The sequence below is a fragment of the Cognaticolwellia beringensis genome, assembly GCF_002076895.1.
Lineage (GTDB): Bacteria > Pseudomonadota > Gammaproteobacteria > Enterobacterales > Alteromonadaceae > Cognaticolwellia > Cognaticolwellia beringensis.
The window spans coordinates 2,099,008-2,115,380 of the sequence record NZ_CP020465.1 but is presented as its reverse complement, the minus strand read 5'-3'; the positions used below and the strand labels follow the sequence as shown (position 1 = coordinate 2,115,380).

16 protein-coding genes are annotated in these 16,373 nt (G+C 37.9%); 8 read left to right on the top strand and 8 right to left on the bottom strand.

Translation table 11 applies throughout. From position 1 onward, the window contains the following. Positions 1 to 147: 147 nt before the first annotated feature. The 4 genes from B5D82_RS08930 to greB all read right to left on the bottom strand — a co-directional run bounded on the left by B5D82_RS08930 (position 148) and on the right by greB (position 3,638). Positions 148 to 825 carry a YceH family protein gene (locus B5D82_RS08930; protein ID WP_081150925.1) on the bottom strand — a complete coding sequence of 226 codons (678 nt, stop codon included), beginning with the start codon at positions 823 to 825 and terminating at the stop codon, positions 148 to 150. 122 nt (positions 826 to 947) lie between these two features. Continuing rightward, the gene (locus B5D82_RS08925; RefSeq protein ID WP_081150923.1) at positions 948 to 2,258 is read right to left on the bottom strand and encodes a sensor domain-containing phosphodiesterase; all 1,311 of its coding nucleotides are present in this window, start codon (positions 2,256 to 2,258) and stop codon (positions 948 to 950) included. Between the two features lie 166 nt (positions 2,259 to 2,424). Continuing rightward, on the bottom strand, positions 2,425 to 3,012 hold the full coding sequence (locus B5D82_RS08920) for a YqaA family protein (protein ID WP_081150921.1): 588 nt from the start codon (positions 3,010 to 3,012) through the stop codon (positions 2,425 to 2,427). 152 nt (positions 3,013 to 3,164) lie between these two features. Beyond that, positions 3,165 to 3,638, bottom strand: coding sequence for a transcription elongation factor GreB (greB, locus tag B5D82_RS08915; RefSeq protein ID WP_081150919.1), 474 nt, complete (start codon positions 3,636 to 3,638; stop codon positions 3,165 to 3,167). A gap of 418 nt (positions 3,639 to 4,056) precedes the next feature. On the opposite strand from greB, the gene B5D82_RS08910 reads away from it, so the two are divergent. The 3 genes from B5D82_RS08910 (at position 4,057) to B5D82_RS08900 (ending at position 5,769) form a co-directional block, all read left to right on the top strand. Then, entirely contained in the window at positions 4,057 to 4,620 is a 564-nt protein-coding gene (locus B5D82_RS08910; protein ID WP_081150918.1) for a BON domain-containing protein, read from the top strand. Positions 4,621 to 4,782: 162 nt separating this feature from the next. After that, the gene (locus B5D82_RS08905) at positions 4,783 to 5,142 is read left to right on the top strand and encodes a PleD family two-component system response regulator (RefSeq protein ID WP_081150916.1); all 360 of its coding nucleotides are present in this window, start codon (positions 4,783 to 4,785) and stop codon (positions 5,140 to 5,142) included. Next, complete coding sequence (locus B5D82_RS08900) at positions 5,143 to 5,769, top strand: GGDEF domain-containing protein (RefSeq protein ID WP_081150914.1); 627 nt, start codon at positions 5,143 to 5,145, stop codon at positions 5,767 to 5,769. It begins immediately after the preceding gene. A 266-nt stretch (positions 5,770 to 6,035) separates the two neighbouring features. On the opposite strand, the gene B5D82_RS08895 is transcribed toward B5D82_RS08900, so the two are convergent. The 3 genes from B5D82_RS08895 to B5D82_RS08885 all read right to left on the bottom strand — a co-directional run bounded on the left by B5D82_RS08895 (position 6,036) and on the right by B5D82_RS08885 (position 10,527). Beyond that, positions 6,036 to 6,473: an MgtC/SapB family protein gene (locus B5D82_RS08895; RefSeq protein ID WP_081150912.1), complete on the bottom strand. Its 438-nt coding sequence runs from the start codon at positions 6,471 to 6,473 to the stop codon at positions 6,036 to 6,038. A 217-nt stretch (positions 6,474 to 6,690) separates the two neighbouring features. Further along, the gene (locus tag B5D82_RS08890) at positions 6,691 to 7,320 is read right to left on the bottom strand and encodes a YiaD family glycine zipper/OmpA-like lipoprotein (protein WP_081150910.1); all 630 of its coding nucleotides are present in this window, start codon (positions 7,318 to 7,320) and stop codon (positions 6,691 to 6,693) included. A 318-nt stretch (positions 7,321 to 7,638) separates the two neighbouring features. Next, a complete protein-coding gene (locus B5D82_RS08885; protein WP_081150908.1) occupies positions 7,639 to 10,527 on the bottom strand; it encodes a M16 family metallopeptidase in 2,889 nt (962 codons plus the stop codon). Between the two features lie 152 nt (positions 10,528 to 10,679). On the opposite strand from B5D82_RS08885, the gene B5D82_RS08880 reads away from it, so the two are divergent. After that, positions 10,680 to 11,507, top strand: a complete 828-nt coding sequence (locus B5D82_RS08880; RefSeq protein WP_081150906.1) for an SDR family NAD(P)-dependent oxidoreductase — start codon at positions 10,680 to 10,682, stop codon at positions 11,505 to 11,507. Positions 11,508 to 11,530: 23 nt separating this feature from the next. Here the strand turns inward: B5D82_RS08880 and B5D82_RS08875 are convergent, their stop codons facing one another. Next, entirely contained in the window at positions 11,531 to 12,490 is a 960-nt protein-coding gene (locus tag B5D82_RS08875) for a peptidylprolyl isomerase (protein WP_081150904.1), read from the bottom strand. A 218-nt stretch (positions 12,491 to 12,708) separates the two neighbouring features. Between B5D82_RS08875 and B5D82_RS08870 the strand changes: the two genes are divergently transcribed. The 4 genes from B5D82_RS08870 to B5D82_RS08855 all read left to right on the top strand — a co-directional run bounded on the left by B5D82_RS08870 (position 12,709) and on the right by B5D82_RS08855 (position 16,357). Next, positions 12,709 to 13,419: a DUF445 domain-containing protein gene (locus B5D82_RS08870; RefSeq protein ID WP_081150902.1), complete on the top strand. Its 711-nt coding sequence runs from the start codon at positions 12,709 to 12,711 to the stop codon at positions 13,417 to 13,419. 474 nt (positions 13,420 to 13,893) lie between these two features. Further along, on the top strand, positions 13,894 to 15,081 hold the full coding sequence (locus B5D82_RS08865; protein WP_081150900.1) for an amino acid aminotransferase: 1,188 nt from the start codon (positions 13,894 to 13,896) through the stop codon (positions 15,079 to 15,081). Positions 15,082 to 15,546: 465 nt separating this feature from the next. Continuing rightward, positions 15,547 to 15,885, top strand: coding sequence for a YkvA family protein (locus tag B5D82_RS08860; protein ID WP_081150897.1), 339 nt, complete (start codon positions 15,547 to 15,549; stop codon positions 15,883 to 15,885). A gap of 64 nt (positions 15,886 to 15,949) precedes the next feature. Then, the gene (locus B5D82_RS08855) at positions 15,950 to 16,357 is read left to right on the top strand and encodes a VOC family protein (protein ID WP_081150895.1); all 408 of its coding nucleotides are present in this window, start codon (positions 15,950 to 15,952) and stop codon (positions 16,355 to 16,357) included. Positions 16,358 to 16,373: the final 16 nt, after the last annotated feature.

Below are 16,373 nucleotides of genomic sequence, written 5' to 3'. Positions count from 1 at the left end.
TATGCTGTTAATTTTACATTTAACCGCATTAATCATACTTGTGGCTTATAATGTCGCTACCTATGCCACACTACAAGGTATAAATCTTTAGTGAGGCTTTCTTGGAATATCATTTAATAGTGGCTCTCAAATAAATGCAGGTACAGATCACTTATCTTCGAGCCGTGCACTTAAACATCTCACTTGCTCAATTAATGAAGCTACCTGTTGCTCTAGTTCTGTAACTCGCTGGGCTAGTTGATTATTACTCTCTAAGGGGGTGCCCTGTGTTTCACACTCACTGAGGGTAACGCTCGATGGTGCTAAATAACTTTCATCAACCACTGAGAATAAATGCACATAGCGAGATTCACGTTTACCTGGCTCTCGTTCGAGTTTTTTAACCAGTGTTTGGTTATTTAAGTTTTGTAATTGAGTCAAGGCCATTTCAACTTCACTGACATCTGTAAAGTCAGCAAGACGATTGGTTCGCGTTCTTAATTCTCCCGGGGTTTGCGGCCCTCTTAGGAATAAAACACAAATAATGGCTCTTTGTTGAGGTGTAAATTGTAAGTTGCCAAATTCAGTATTACAAAAGCGATGAAAATATTTATTTACTCGACTGGAAGCTTTGTGATCGACCATTAACTGATTCATTTGCACCAGTTCATCGACAACATTTTGCAGATCATTTTCTGTAAGCGACATCACAGGTTCACGGTTACTTTTTTGATTGCAGCCTGCCGTAATGGCGTTTAATGAAAGCGGATATTGTTCGGGTGTGGTGCTTTCTTTTTCTAGCATCACGCCAATAACACGGCATTGTTCTGCGGATAATGACATCATTTTCAAGGTACCCTTATTTAAAGATCTATTTATATCAAGCTATAAGCACCTTTACTATGTAATTACACTTAATAACTTGTAAAAAATATAGCCTAATGAAGCGCTTAACACTGATTTTTACATTATTGCACTGACGTCATTTTTACTTCGAACTTATCTAAGTGGCCTGAGTTCACTGTCCCGGTTATTTTATTTTCTTTTGAGGACGATAGTGTAGATGTTTGATATTTTATAGCTTCAGCAAAAGGAGCTGGACGCCCAATAAGGTAGCCTTGAACCTTATCAACGCCAAGCTTTCTTAATGTATCAAGTTCTTCCTGTGTTTCTATACCTTCAGCAAGAATAATGCAATTAATTGCTTTAGCAAAACCGCATAAGGCCTTAGCTAATAGGTATTTACTGCGCTCTTTATTGATATTTTGAGTTAGGCTGATATCAAGCTTAATGATGTCCGCTTCAAGTTCCAATATATGTTTGAATGATGAAAAACCTGCTCCTGCATCATCAATAGCCAAACGCATACCTCTATCGCACAGCGGCTTCAGTGCTTCTCGCACGGCGTTATAATCTATTATCTGTGTGTGTTCAGTGACTTCGAGGACTATTCTTTTACAATCAACTTGTTCAAACATTTTTGCTAATGCGCCTGATAGTATATGTTCCGGAGAGGTATTAATCGATATATAACAAGCTTCATCAAATTTATCGATATACTCGATCGCACTACCTATAGCTAGCATTTCGAATGACTCCCCTAGACCAAGTTGGGTAGCATCATTAAACCAAACATCGGGTGTTTTGTATGGCTCAGTAAAAAAACGTGACTGCGATTCAAAACCAGAAAGCTTATTAGTGGTTAAACTGAAGATGGATTGAAAATACATCTCAATTTTATTGCTGTTAATGACATGTTCAATAGCCGCTTTCGCATCTTTGTGTAGTAACTCGAATTGGATCCTTTTTTCAATGAGTTCGGTCGATATTTCAGAAATAAGCTTTAAAAAAGCTAAGTCTCTATCGTTCAAGCTATTATCTGCATGCGATTTATAACAACAAAATGAACCATACACTTCGCCTCCAGAGAGCGTAATGGGTACACCCAGATAAGAACCTATATTCAGTGCTTCAGTTACCTGCATCACTTTAGTAATGGGGTTGTTTTTTGCATCGTGGGTGATTGGTTTTAGTTTATTATCAGCAATTTTTTTGCAGTATGTTTCTTCAATCTGGCTAGCAGTACCTACCTTTACCGTGTTGTTTGTAGCGTCTTTATCAACTATTTTAAAAACGAGTTCATCACGCCTAAATTCTGAAATAAAAGCGACTTCCATGCCTAAATGTTTACGCACAAGAGCAAGAAAATTAGACAATTTGCTGCTAATTGAAGCATCGTCATTTGGATCAAAAATGTGATCAATGAATAGTTGGCTCATACAATATCCCTGTAATTCAATTTATTGCTATTCTGAAATAACTATTATTTAAGAATAGCAATAGTGTCAAGTACTGGCTCAATAATGAGCATATCGAGGTACTGTAGCTAAAAAGCTATGTGCATTAATCTATTACATATAGCAACGCTTTAATGACTAAACTCGGTCATTGGATTAAACGGCTTAATCCCCAGATAGACAATATTATAAAAGTTAAAGCTATTATCGTTTTGGTTTTATGCTTATTTATAACCCGCTCAGCTTGGTTACCTGCGTAATACACGACAATCGCCAAACCAAAATAACGAATAGAACGCGAAATAGCAGAGGCTATTAAAAATAAAGTCAGTGAATATTTAGTTGCGCCAGCGGCAAGCATAGCGATTTGAAACGGGATCGGCACAATGCCTAAGGTGATCACAAACCAAAAACCTTCGTCATGCATTTTTTGTTTAACATTTTCAAATTGTTCTGGGGTTGAAAATCTATTAATAATCCACTCACCAGCGGTATCAAATAAATAATAGCCCAGCGTATAACCCAATAAAGCTCCAATAATACAGCCCAAGGTTGCCATTAATGCAATAAGCCATATTTTTTCACGGCGTGCCTGCATTAACGGCACTAATATCGTCTCTAAAGGAATAGGCACTATGGTGGACTCTAAAAATGACGCAATCGTAATGCCACTTAGCATATTCTTAGAGTCTATGAATTGACGTGTTTTTTGTTTAAGCTTTTTCTGCATCGACATAAAACATCCTTTTAATCGCAGGAAAACAACGTACTAAACTTTAATTTTGTATTAATTTCGTCTTAGTTTTGTCTTAATTAAGACCATAGTTCTAACAATATCGGCTGTACTGAAAGTATCGATTGTTAGATCATTACACTATTTTTTACTGATTATTTTTCATATTGAATAGCATTAACATACCAAATTTTTTCACCCGCGGGAGTTTTCACTACCACTTCGTCATCAACTTCTTTTTTTAAACATGCGCGTGAAATCGGTGAATCAATTGAGGAGTAGTCGTTACGACCATATATCTCTTCGGGGCCAACTATACGAAATTTTAGCGTTTCATTCTCGTCATTTTCTAAACTCACCCAGGCGCCAAAAAATACTTTGCCCTCTTGTTGAGGGCCGTAGTCGACAATTTTTAACTCTTCGAGTATTTTGCGCAAGTAACGCACACGTCGGTCAATTTCACGTAGGCGTTTTTTGTTATACTGATAATCAGCATTTTCACTTCGGTCACCTAAACTGGCAGCCCAAGAGACTTTACGCGTAGTTTCGGGGCGATCTTCTCGCCAAAGTTTATTTAATTCATTTTGAAGTAAAACATAACCCGGCCGAGTAATTAATTTGGTTTTCATAAGATATTGTACGTTCGGTAATTAAGGAAAATAACGGCGTTATTAGCAAATAATGTGAAAAAATATACATTCATTAACGCGCAATAATATAGTGAAATAGCTTGCTATGCTATAGGGTGTTGATTGAGCAAAGCCTGAGTAACTTTCATTTTAACTCATCTAAAATATAGCCTGCCATCGCTATAATTGTGAAAAAACTTTCGTCCCCCTGAACTCACTTATCAAAGCTTATAATAATTTAGTACGTACGTTTAGCACTTTTTCTCCCTCTGTATTTTTTACAACTAAACCTGTAAAAAAGGTGATTTTTTTACCAAAAAAATTATGAAAAATAAAATATATCATTATAAATCAACTAGATGATTAACTGGCACGACTTTAGCTTTAGTAACCTTGACCAAACTTAAAGGAGAGTAATATGAAAAACTCAATTCGTTCGATTATTGCAATAACATTATTAACAGTGGGTTCAGCCGCATATGCTGAGAATACATGGAAAGATATATCAAAAGATGCATGGTTAGACGGTAAAGCAGAGAGTACTTTATTATTTAACACACACTTGAATTCTTTTGATATTAATACCGATGTGAAAAACGGCGTAGTCATTCTCACAGGTAAAGTTGAAAGTAACGTTGATAAAGCATTGGCAGAAGAGTTAGTTGCAAGCCTTAAAGGCGTAAATTCAGTCGATAACCGATTAACGGTCATAAATGAAAAATCACACCAAGACAGTAAAATGTTAATAGCATTAACTGACTCAAAAATTGCTACGGTTGTTAAAACAAAACTGTTATTTGAATCAGAAGTTAGTGGCACAGGCATTGAGGTAGACGTAAAGCAAGCAGTGGTTACATTATCAGGTAAGGTTGATTCAAATGCAGCAAAACAACTCGCTATTGCGATAGCTAAAAACACAACTGACGTTAAATCTGTTGTTGATAAATTAAAAGTCACTAAAGTGAAAGTTGCTAAACATTAATTTTCACAACAATGTATTCAAAGCACACTTAAGGTGTGCTTTTGTTTTACTCTTGCTTTTATCAACTTAATTAAGTTATTGATCTAGTTGTATTTGCGTGCAGATTTAATATTATTTCAATATTTATCTTTTTTGCTCTAGATAATTATTTGGCAGGACAATATGGCTACACCAAAACTATCTCAAGACAATATTTACTCAATAAAGTCCGCTGTTATGGGTAATCAACTAGCACCAAAAAATAACGGTCAGTTAACTTTATTGCTTGTACATGAATTTGAACATCAATTGGCTAATTGGCGTAATATTTTTAGTGCTCACTTTCACATACAAACCGCAAAAGATGGCTTAACGGCATTAAAGGCTATTTTAAATGGCAAAGTTGATATGGTACTTTCATCAACACAATTAGCTCAAGTAACAAGCTTGGATGTTTGCAAATTTGTTAAGCAGCACAAGTCAACGGAGCATATTCAAATGATCTTTGTTAGCGAGCATTACAGCGAACATGAAGAGGTGTAAATGCTAGCTTTAGGTGCTATTGACTATATTGCCTCAGATACCCTGCCTCAAATATTATTCAATCGTGTTAAAAACCACATAAAATTAGTAAAGCACACTAAAGAACTAGAGCAAGTTTCAAAAACTGATGGCTTAACAGGAATCGCCAATAGAGGGTGCTTTGATAGCCAGTTAGCCCTTGACTGGCAAATGACCATGAGAGCAGCAGGAGAGATATCGCTAATTATGATAGATATTGATCACTTTAAACATTACAACGACGAATTTGGTCATGTAAAAGGTGATGAATGCTTAACCTTAGTAGCCCAATGCTTGGTGGCGACTAAAAAGCGCACTACAGACCTTGTCGCTAGGTTTGGTGGTGAAGAATTTGTTGTGTTGCTTCCATTTACAGACTTACAAGGCGCTAAAAAAATAGCCCACAATTTAGTAAACGATGTTAATAAGTTAAATATTTCACACGCGGCTGATGCCAAACATCCGAACATCACCATTAGTGCCGGTGTAGTATGCCATTCACCTACTTTCGACGCTGAAATAAATTTTGCCATTAAAGACTTTATTAATCAGGCCGACGTCAAGCTTTACCAAGCAAAAACATATGGTCGTAACCAATTTTGTAGTTAATAAATTATCTAGAGGTAACCGTAATGCTAATCGACTTAACCGCGCTTTATCAGATGCTTAAAAAAAAGAGCCAATATCGTCCGAGCAATCCTTATATGCAAACAGGCCAATATTATTGCTGGTACCATCAGAAAAAAAACCAGAACTGTCAAACTGACCATACTCAATAATGCTTTAAGCACTACCGCTATTAAGAAAGACAAAATAAAATGGCGTTAAGGAGGCGCTATTTTTACAACAACATAATAAGTATAATTTCTTTAAAATCACTCTTTAGGCACTTCTTTTTTCACTCGACCTATAACTTTAAGGGTTGCAAAGGTCATAATACTCAATGCGATAGCAATTTCTATACGTTCTAAGCCAACTGCAATACCAATAGCGCCGGTAGACCAAATAGCGGCCGCCGTTGAAGTCCCGCTTACTTGCGACGAGTCTTTTAAAATGGCACCACCACCGATAAAGCCAATACCGGTAACAATGCCGGCAATAACTTTAGATTGAGCGTCTTGATCATTAAATATCGACATTGCAAGTATAGTAAAGGTACAAGCTGCCATAGACACCAAAGGAAAGGTTCTTAAGCCCGCAGATCTACTGCTCGCTTCTCTTTCCCATGCCGTCATAAACGGTAAAACTAACGCGATTAATAGCTGCATCAGATTTTTCATCACTTCATCAATATTAATATCAAATAATTCCATAATCCTTTTCACCCATAATTAGCTGAAATAAATTCGGTAATTGTCAGACCGAGTATTAGTGCCTTTGTTGGTTATCTTATTATTTATGACATTAGCTGAGTTTTCTTTTTGATACAATATTTTGCTTACTTGCCGATATTTTTCCAAAAAAATACCGCGACAATGCGCGGTATTTTGGCTCAACCTTTTAGTTCAGCGAAATAACTTAATAATTTAGCTATGCTTGGTTTGGAATAATTTGAATTTCAACCCGACGATTCAGTGCCCTGCCATTAGCACTAGCGTTGTCAGCGACGGCTCGCGACTCGCCGTAACCTATGGTTTGTAATCGACTAGCAAGAATGTTTTGGTTGGTTAAGTATTGCTTAACACTACCGGCACGTTGTTCAGATAAGTTTTGATTAAACTCTGCTGCACCTTGACTATCGGTATGACCTTCAATACTGAGCAAAGTTTTTTCATATTTATTTAACACTCGTGCAATATCGTCCAGTGTGCTGTAAAAGCCAGAAGTAATGTAAGCTTGGCCGGTCGCAAATGTAATATTGGCCGGCATAATTAAGCGTAGGTTATCGCCTTCACGCACCACTTCAATACCAGAACCCGATAATTCGTCACGAAACTCTTGCTCTTGTTTATCCATATAATCGCCAATCGCAACACCCGCAAGAGCACCTATAGCAGCGCCCCAAACCGCACGTTTATTTTTATGATTACTCGTAGATTTACCGATAACTGCACCGGTAATAGCGCCAATAGCAGCACCTTTTTCTTTATTGGTGCTTGCACAACCTGCGAATGCTAAAGACAAAACAACGACACTGATGATGGATTTTTTAAACTGCATAAATGCTACCTTGAAGAAAGTAATACTAATTGAATAAATTGTCTTCATCATACCAAAGAAAAATGAATGGTAGATGAACGAGAGCTGTGATTGTATCAATTAACTACGAAGATTTAACCTTTAAAGATCAAGATGTACTTTCATTTAGCGTTAATTCTATTATTACTCGGAACGATGACCAAGGATCATAAATAGAGTATGTATGTAAAAGGCTTCAACTTTTCGCTCATGTGCATCAAGGCGCGATATATCGTAAAGCCTAAATAAAAACACCACGACAAGCGTGGTGTTTTATAACAAGTTAGCTTATGACGTTAGTTAATTAAATAGTGCATCCACTGCGATTACTTCCACGTTTTTACTTGGTAGTGTCAGTTTATAACTTTCAATAATTTTATCGGTTGCTAATAGCGCAGGTGACTTTTCAGAATTATATTTCAATGGTGAAATTTGTTCTGACAACAAACGCTTTTTCATGTCTTCACCGTCGCCTGAAATAAAGACGTAGTGAATGTTATCGGTTTGTAAGTTTGCTTTAATCACTCTATTCACATCTGCTAACGATAGCTTTGCAAATTGTTCTCGCACATATTTAACAAATTCATCTGTTTGATAAAATTCACTATCAAGCGCATAACCTAGTTGCTGATCTTGGCTGGCTACAAGCTGTGGCGCATAGTTAGTTAAATAATTACGTGTTGCTTGGAAGTCTTTTTCGCTCATACCATTTTCAATCAATTTGTCCAATTCATATAACGCTGCACGTGTCGCGAAATGGGCGTCATTATTTGAACGTAATGGGCGTAACCATACTTGAAAAATTTGGCTTGAACGGCCTAAGTTAGCATCAGGTTTTGTTTGGTGCATACCACGTGGAAAGTACTCAATATAAGCATAATCACCGTAGTTCATCCCGCGTTCTTGGCGTATTTGTTGATATAAGTAACTATTCGAACTTCTATGCTCACCAAAGTATGAACGTACTAACCATAATGCGGCCCAATCTTTATCGTTACGAATCGTCTCGATTGGAAAACCGAAAGAAACCGCCGTTGATTGCGCATTCTTTTCGACGATGGTCGCATGATGACCTTTTAATACTGGCGCCTTCGAAATATTTAAACGTTTTTCATCACCTACAGGTAACTTTGCGAGATCACTAAACATTTGCATTTTTAAAGCACGCGATAGCGCCCCCGTAATACCAACATGCAATTTAGCTTGGGTGAGCTGAGCGTTATAAAAAGCCTTAACATCTTCAAGGGTAATTGCGTCTAGATCAGACAAGTCACCACTGTTAAAATGCTCGTAAGCATGGCCTTGATAAAGTTCGCTATAAAGCACTTCTTTACCTAGCTCTTCATCATTAGAAGCCTTAAGCCCTGATTTAATGCCATCAATTAACTCTTTTTTCAGACGTTTAAAGTCATCTTCGCGCCAACCCGGGTTTAATAATTGGTCACTGATCAATTGATACCAAGACTCGGCATTGTCCTTATGAACTCGACCCGTAAATGACATCATTTCTTTATCAAGTTGCGAAGAAAATTGTCCGGCTAATGGATATAAACCTTGTTGAATTTCTTTATAACTTCGGGTATTTGACCCCCCTTGCGTTAACATACGTGCCATTAACGCTGCTACGCCTTTTTTGCCGACAGGATCAGCTGCTGCGCCGGTATAAAACAAAAAGTTCACATCAATTAACGGTGAGTCATTTGTTTTGTCTAATACCGAAAATTGCGCTTTATTTGGCTGAGCCTTTTTCAGTTTAAGGTTCGCTACTGCTGCGTTTAACGTAACTTCTTGCTCAAAACCTGCGACTTTATCTAATGCCGATAATGTAACGGTTGTGCGGTTTTCATCAATAAAATATTTATTAGCAATACGTTTAATGTCTTCTGTAGAAATATTATCGAAGCTGTTATATAGGTGGTTAATGGTTTCAGGATCGCGATCAAAATGCATGTAGCTCGCTAATGTCGATGCGATTGCCTCTGATGAATCTAAACTATTCACAAAGCTATATTTTAAGTTAGATTTTAAATTATCGAGTTTTTCCTCTGACACGAGTTCAGTACGTACCTGTGCATAAGTGCGGTTAATAGCATCACGCACAGTGACTAAATCTTGCTCTTCATTGACTTTAATAAATACGTGACGTAGACCGGCATCTTTGGTTGCTGGGTTATAGTTAAACATTTGGCTTGCCAACTGTTTTTCTACTACTAACTCTTGATACAGTGCTGAGTTATTTGAAAAGTACAATTCCGATATTAAATCTAATGCGGCGCGATCTTTTTTCTTCGGTTGCCAGTCAGTGCCTTTATACGACACTAATAACCAATGACCTGGTAAGCCGTCGAATTTTTCATGGACATATTTTGCTGCTTGTTGTTTTGGCTCTGGCGCAATGTTGTTTACAAAGTCACCTTTTTTCCAATTACCCCAATGCTTTTCTACCATCGCCATGGTTGCTTCTGGCTCTACATCACCGACAATAACTAACGACACATATTCAGGCTTATAAAACTGTTTAAAGAATTTTTCACCATAAGCTGATTGCTCAGGCATAGCTTCTACATCTTCGAAAAAGCCCATGGTGGTATGTTTATAAGTATGGCTATCAAAAGCTTCCTTACGTACGGCCGCGAGTAATTTTCTGGTTGGGCTGGCATTATTTTTTAAGTATTCACCCTTTACCGTCAAGGCCTCAGTTTTAAATTGTGCTTCGGTGTAAGTGAGATTTTTAAAATGGTCAGCTTGAATCTCTAATACTTTTTCTAAGTGATCTTTAGAAAAATCTAAATGATAATTAGTGTAATCGTTGGTGGTGTACGCGCCGTTATCTACACCGGCATTTTTAAATAAATCCGCATAAACCGCTTGTGGGTATTTCTCTGAGCCTTTGAACATCATATGTTCGAAAAAGTGTGCGAAGCCGGTTTTTCCTACTTCGTCTTCGTCACGAGCGCCAACGGATACTGGAATTTGCACAGAAACTAAATCAGGATAATCGGTTTTAACAATTAATACCCGCAAGCCATTAGCTAACTCTTTAAAAACATAATTCTGACTGAATACTTTATTGTTATTGGTTTCAATTGCCGCACTTTGAGGTGTTGAGTTTTGGTTAGTCTGCGTTGCTATACAAGCCGAGAGTGTGAAGCTGGCGACAATGACTGCCGCTAAATATTTTATTTTCATTATCGAGCCCTTTATTGTTATGCTGCTATCTTATGAAATTGTTAATGTTTTTTCACCCACTTTAACATGATATTTACATAATATTCTGTAACAAAATACACATCATCACTCCTAATAAGCACAACATATAAGCAACCTTAAGAGAAAACACGATGAATAATGATTTTAAAAATAAAACGGTCATCATAACTGGTGCTTCAGCGGGCGTTGGCGCTGCAACAGCAAGAAGTTTTGCATGTTTAGGCGCAAATTTAGTGTTGGTGGCTCGTGGCCAAGTAGCACTAGATAAAATTACCGAAGAACTCACGGCAATAACATCGGTCATCAATATTGCTATGGACATAAACGATCCTACAGCCAATGAAAACTTACTGATTAAAGCAGAACAAGCATTTGGTTCAGTTGATGTTTTGATTAACAATGCAGGTTTTCATCAACGTGGTGAGGTAGAGCGTAATAACGCGAATGACTTGGCGAAAATGGTTGATGTTAACCTACGCGCGCCAATCCAATTATCGTGCTTAATATTGCCCTATTTACGTAAAGCTGGTGGCGGTGCGATAGTAAATGTCGGCTCGCTTGCGGGCAGAACTCCGTTGCAAGGCGCAGCAACTTACGCGGCAACAAAAGCCGGTTTGCGAGCATTCACTTACTCTTTAGCTGATGAATTACAGGGCACGAGCATTTATGTTGGCGTAGTCTCACCAGGGCCTATTAATACAGGCTTTATTATGTCAGAAATAGATAAAGTAGAAGACATTGTATTCTCACAACCGATGAGCACTGCGCAACAAGTTGCCGACGCGATTGTGAGTGTGGCGCGCGGAGAAGCAATTGAAATATCATTACCAAGAGCCAGTGGTTGGCTAACCACCGTTTCTTACTTATTTCCAAAACTTAGAAGAGCGTTACGGCCAGCGCTTTATCGCAAAGGCCGCAAAGCGAAAGAAAAATATAAACAACGTAATGCTAAGCCTTAATCATTATTCAAGCCAAGTCAGCTTTATGGACTTTTTTTTATGGGTTTATTCTTATTGTTATTAGCAAGTAAGCGTGTCAATACTGGCGTTTGGCAGACATCAAGCACTGGTGGTGGTTTCTTAAAAAAGAAAGCATTATCGCGTTTGATACGCTCGGCTAATTTAGTGGCAAATAATTTACTTTCTGTATTTTTTACTGCTAAATGAATTTGCTCGGATGGTGGTACGTCTGCCATCATTTGCATCGACACTATGGGGGTATAAGTAGCATTGGCAACTTCAGTTTCACCTTCTATAGTTGCCGTGCGTGTTATCGCTTGCACATGGTTCATGCCATAAATAACTCGGCCAAATATGCTCATAATTCGGTCTAGATACCTAGGTGCTTGACCATTAGTAATATAGAAATGGCTAGAGCCTGAATCTGCATCGTTACCACGTGCCATAGCTATAATACCAGGACAGTGCGTTAGCCATGCTTTGTTTTCACTGGGGTTATGCCCAACCGCAAAGCCATCCTTAAAGCCCGTTTGTTCAGCAAATAGGTCTTTTTTTTGCACTAAGGTGAACAACCAGTTTTTATCCGTAGGCCATTCTCCTTCAAGTGCTAATAAAGGTACTGAACTATCAGCAATGCTGTCTTCTTCTGGGCCTGCTTGTGCGACAAAGCCATCAATAACCCGATAAAATTTGTTGTCATCGTAGTGGCCATCTTGAGTTAAACGGATAAATTGTTCAACATGCTTAGGAGAAAATTGCGGCGCTAATTCAATCACGACTTCACCATGAGGCAAAGTTAATAACACCATGTTCTCAATGGCAACCGTTCGCCATTCGTCTTGTTTACTATCATCACTTTGGCTTGCTATTTTTGTTGTTCTTTGTTGTTGGACATTTTGCTCGGCATTTACCAATGTATTTAACGACAACGTTAAACAGCTACAAATTATTATCTGGCTTAAAAATATTTTCCGAAGTTTCATGAGATCCCTTTATTTTTATTTTTATTTTTATTTTTATCAAGCTAGGTTACCGATTGTTTAATATTCCATCAAAAATAGCAAACGAGAAGCTTTAATTTTCTGCTATCACTTCATGCAACATACTATCTGACAAATGAAATATTGGCGCAAACGCAGGCAATTGATACCATAAGTAAAATTAAACTAAAATCACTACCTTTAACATTGACGGAGTTTTTGTGAATAAGAGTTTTATCACCAACTTTTTGGCCCTAATTGCTGTTATTATTGGCTATATTGTCGAGAATAACATTATGTTCACCATAGGTTTATTTGCCTTATCTGGCGCGATAACTAATTGGCTTGCCATACATATGTTGTTCGAGCGCGTGCCTTTTTTATATGGCTCTGGGGTTATACCCGCACGCTTTGAAGATTTTAAAATTGCCATTCGTGCGTTAATGATGGAACAATTTTTTACCGAAGAAAACATTGACCGATTTTTAGCCGGCAGCGATAACCCCGCTACGGTCATTGATCTTGCACCTGTCATTAATAAAGTCGACTTATCCCCCGCCTTCGACAACTTAGTCAGCGTAGTTGAACAATCTTCTTTCGGCGGCATGTTAGCGATGGTGGGTGGCACTGAAGCCTTGCAGCCTATGCGCGAACCCTTTATTGAGAAAATGCGCGCTTCGGTTATTGAAATAAGCCAAAGTGAAGAGTTCAATGCCATTCTTCGTGAAGAATTAGAACAACCGAGCATCATGGCAGGTATGCGTGATAAGGTCAGCGACATTATTGAAAAGCGCCTTAATGAATTAACCCCACAACTAGTTAAAGAAATTGTGCAAAAGATGATCCACGAGCATTTAGGCTGGTTAGTGGTTTGGGGCGGTATTTTCGGTGGTGTTATCGGCTTTATCGCAGCAATTACCACTAAGTTTTAAAGTGCTGTTATTCAAAGGTTGTCAGTAATATTTAAAAGTTACTGACGACCTTGACAAATTTCCTAATTAAACTGCTCATTCTTCTTGCAACGTTTACGAACTGCGCGAAATAAATACCCACTTTCTGACGAGTCGGCCTGATTGTAGAATGCAAAAACGACTAAAACTTCCATCATGTGAAACTCACCTGACTCAACACTTTAGTCAGACAAGGTAAACATAGAAATTGAAATTTTAGTAATTTCAATTTATTCAATATCCTAACTGTGTTTACTCATTCATTAACCGACTATAACTAGCAGTTATCACCTAGATTTTTTTAGGCTATTTACGATGGAATATTTTGATTTTTGTGCTTTAATTTTAGCCTGATAGCCGTTATGATTATGCTTTAATAACAGGGTTTAATGCAGCGACTCCAAGCTCGGAGTTTATTCGCTCAACTCCCTCTCTTCGTAAAAAGGTATACCCAAAATGTTTGGTAGTTTATCAGCGTTGCCTGCGGATCCTATTTTAGGCTTGTCGGCTAAATATCGTGCAAATACAAATCCTAAAAAGATCGACTTAGGTGTCGGTGTCTATAAAAATGAAGCTGGGCACACCGCGGTGCTCAAATGTGTTAAAGCCGCTGAAAAACATCGACTTGATACCGAAGATACCAAAGTTTATATCGGCCCAACAGGTTCATCACTGTTTAACGAAGAAATGGCTAAATTAATTTTCGGTCATCATAAAGTGTTGCTTGAAAACCGTACTCGTACCGTATCTACTCCAGGTGGCACAGGAGCATTACGTGTCGCTGCTGAATTTATTAATTCTTGTAAAGCAGGGGCGACTATTTGGATAAGTAATCCAACATGGACAAATCATATTGGTGTATTTGAAGCCGCAGGATTAAATGTTAAAACTTATCCTTATTATGACTATGAAAACAAAACCCTTGATTTTGACGGTATGCTAGCGGCTTTAAAAGAAGTTAAAGCCGATGATGCCGTGCTACTTCACGCTTGTTGTCATAACCCTAGTGGTATGGATTTAACGAAAGAACAATGGCAGCAAATTGCCGAAGTGGCTAAAAATGTTGGTTTCTTACCTCTCATTGATATGGCATATCAAGGTTTTGGTGAAGGCCTAGAAGAAGACGCTTATGGTTTGCGCTTAATGGCTGATTCCGTTAAAGAGATGATCGTTTGTAGTTCTTGCTCAAAAAACTTTGGCTTGTATCGTGAGCGTATTGGCGCTTGTTCAATTATCGCACAAAACACCCACAGTGCTGACATTGCAAATTCAGTGATGCTTAAAGTTGTTCGTTGTATTTATTCAATGCCGCCAGCGCATGGTGCAGCGATAGTAGAAACCATTTTGCTGTCAGACGAGTTACGTGCCCAATGGTACATTGAGCTGCAAGAAATGCGCGATCGCATTAACAGTAATCGTACACTATTAGTTGATAAGATTGCTGCTGCTGGTGTCACTCGTGATTTTAGCTTTATTGCGCGTCAAAAAGGCATGTTCTCTTTCTTAGGGCTAACGCCTGAGCAAGTACAACAATTACAAGATGAATACAGCATTTATATGGTAGGTTCAAGCCGCATGAGCATTGCTGGTATTGCACAAAGTAATGTAGATTACTTAGCTCAATCAATCGCAAAAGTACTATAAAAAGTACTATAAAAAGTACTATAAAAAGTACTATAAAAATTACTAAACTATATTGTAAAGAGCGCCTGTATTAACCTAATACATGGCGCATTTAGCAATATACACTAATGACTTATATCCCTGCTTATATTGGGCTGTAAGTCATTAAATTAATGCATCAAGAGAAATAACCATAAGCACCATTTTACTGCGTACCGAATATTAAGTAGAAAAGTGTCAATATGCTCCGAACTACGTTTATAGCCCACAAAATAATTATATTTTTATAACCTCTTTGGCAAATATTTATAGCAATATTACTAGCTAAAAGTCGATCAAGTTTCAATTCTCTGAAAATGTGCTACAAATTAATTAATGAAATTGGTTGAGTTACTTTAGTCAAACAATGAGTCACGTTTGTGTTTTATCACTCAAGTGTTATTTTTAGCTCATTAGCTTGTTACCAGTATTACAACGGAGAGGTCAATGTCAGAGAATAAATTTGAACAAGAGTTCACTGAAAATAGCTTTTGGGATAAAACTAAAAACTTTGCTAAAGTTGCAGGGGAAGCTGTTTTAGAGCCGGCATTAAAGCTTTATTATTCTGCTCAAGATGCTGATACACCTAAATGGGCGAAAAGAACCGTTTATGGCGCTCTTGGCTATTTTATTTCACCGATAGATGCTATTCCTGATATTACTCCCATTGTTGGATATTCTGATGATCTAGGTGTTTTAGTCGCCGCGACAGCAGCTGTAGCCGTGTATATAAAAAAAGAGCATGGAGACAAGGCAAAGGAAACCCTTAAGCAATGGTTTGGTTGAAGAGAACATATGCTTTAAATCCGAACGCAATTATCTTGTCGACATAAGTCCAAGGAATATATTTATGATAAAACCCAAAGCAATCGATCATATCGTATTACGCACAGCACAATATCAAGCACTTATAAATTTCTACTGCGATGTTTTAGGCTGTGTAGTTGAACGCCAATTACCCGATGATATTGGCTTAACTCAGCTCAGAGCCGGGTCTTCACTTATCGATATTGTAGATGTAACACATGGTGAATTAGGTAAGGTTGGTGGTCCTGCGCCAAAAAACTCTGGTAATAACCTTGATCACTTCTGCTTACAAATAGAAGCATTTGATGAAGCAGAGTTAAAGTCCTACCTGCAAGACAAAGGTGTCGAAGTGGGTGAATTTGAAGAAAGATATGGTGCTCAAGGAATGGGCCGCTCACTCTATTTAAAAGATATTGCCGGCAATAACATCGAACTACGAGCCACGATTTAATAGACTTAATGCTAAA

What these genes read in the sequence shown, in the direction of transcription:
- B5D82_RS08930 (WP_081150925.1), bottom strand. Translation starts at nt 825, where the DNA reads ATGATGTCATTATCCGCAGAACAATGCCGTGTTATTGGCGTGATGCTA.
- B5D82_RS08925 (WP_081150923.1), bottom strand. Translation starts at nt 2,258, where the DNA reads ATGAGCCAACTATTCATTGATCACATTTTTGATCCAAATGACGATGCT.
- B5D82_RS08920 (WP_081150921.1), bottom strand. Translation starts at nt 3,012, where the DNA reads ATGTCGATGCAGAAAAAGCTTAAACAAAAAACACGTCAATTCATAGAC.
- greB (WP_081150919.1), bottom strand. Translation starts at nt 3,638, where the DNA reads ATGAAAACCAAATTAATTACTCGGCCGGGTTATGTTTTACTTCAAAAT.
- B5D82_RS08910 (WP_081150918.1), top strand. Translation starts at nt 4,057, where the DNA reads ATGAAAAACTCAATTCGTTCGATTATTGCAATAACATTATTAACAGTG.
- B5D82_RS08905 (WP_081150916.1), top strand. Translation starts at nt 4,783, where the DNA reads ATGGCTACACCAAAACTATCTCAAGACAATATTTACTCAATAAAGTCC.
- B5D82_RS08900 (WP_081150914.1), top strand. Translation starts at nt 5,143, where the DNA reads ATGCTAGCTTTAGGTGCTATTGACTATATTGCCTCAGATACCCTGCCT.
- B5D82_RS08895 (WP_081150912.1), bottom strand. Translation starts at nt 6,473, where the DNA reads ATGGAATTATTTGATATTAATATTGATGAAGTGATGAAAAATCTGATG.
- B5D82_RS08890 (WP_081150910.1), bottom strand. Translation starts at nt 7,320, where the DNA reads ATGCAGTTTAAAAAATCCATCATCAGTGTCGTTGTTTTGTCTTTAGCA.
- B5D82_RS08885 (WP_081150908.1), bottom strand. Translation starts at nt 10,527, where the DNA reads ATGAAAATAAAATATTTAGCGGCAGTCATTGTCGCCAGCTTCACACTC.
- B5D82_RS08880 (WP_081150906.1), top strand. Translation starts at nt 10,680, where the DNA reads ATGAATAATGATTTTAAAAATAAAACGGTCATCATAACTGGTGCTTCA.
- B5D82_RS08875 (WP_081150904.1), bottom strand. Translation starts at nt 12,490, where the DNA reads ATGAAACTTCGGAAAATATTTTTAAGCCAGATAATAATTTGTAGCTGT.
- B5D82_RS08865 (WP_081150900.1), top strand. Translation starts at nt 13,894, where the DNA reads ATGTTTGGTAGTTTATCAGCGTTGCCTGCGGATCCTATTTTAGGCTTG.
- B5D82_RS08860 (WP_081150897.1), top strand. Translation starts at nt 15,547, where the DNA reads ATGTCAGAGAATAAATTTGAACAAGAGTTCACTGAAAATAGCTTTTGG.
- B5D82_RS08855 (WP_081150895.1), top strand. Translation starts at nt 15,950, where the DNA reads ATGATAAAACCCAAAGCAATCGATCATATCGTATTACGCACAGCACAA.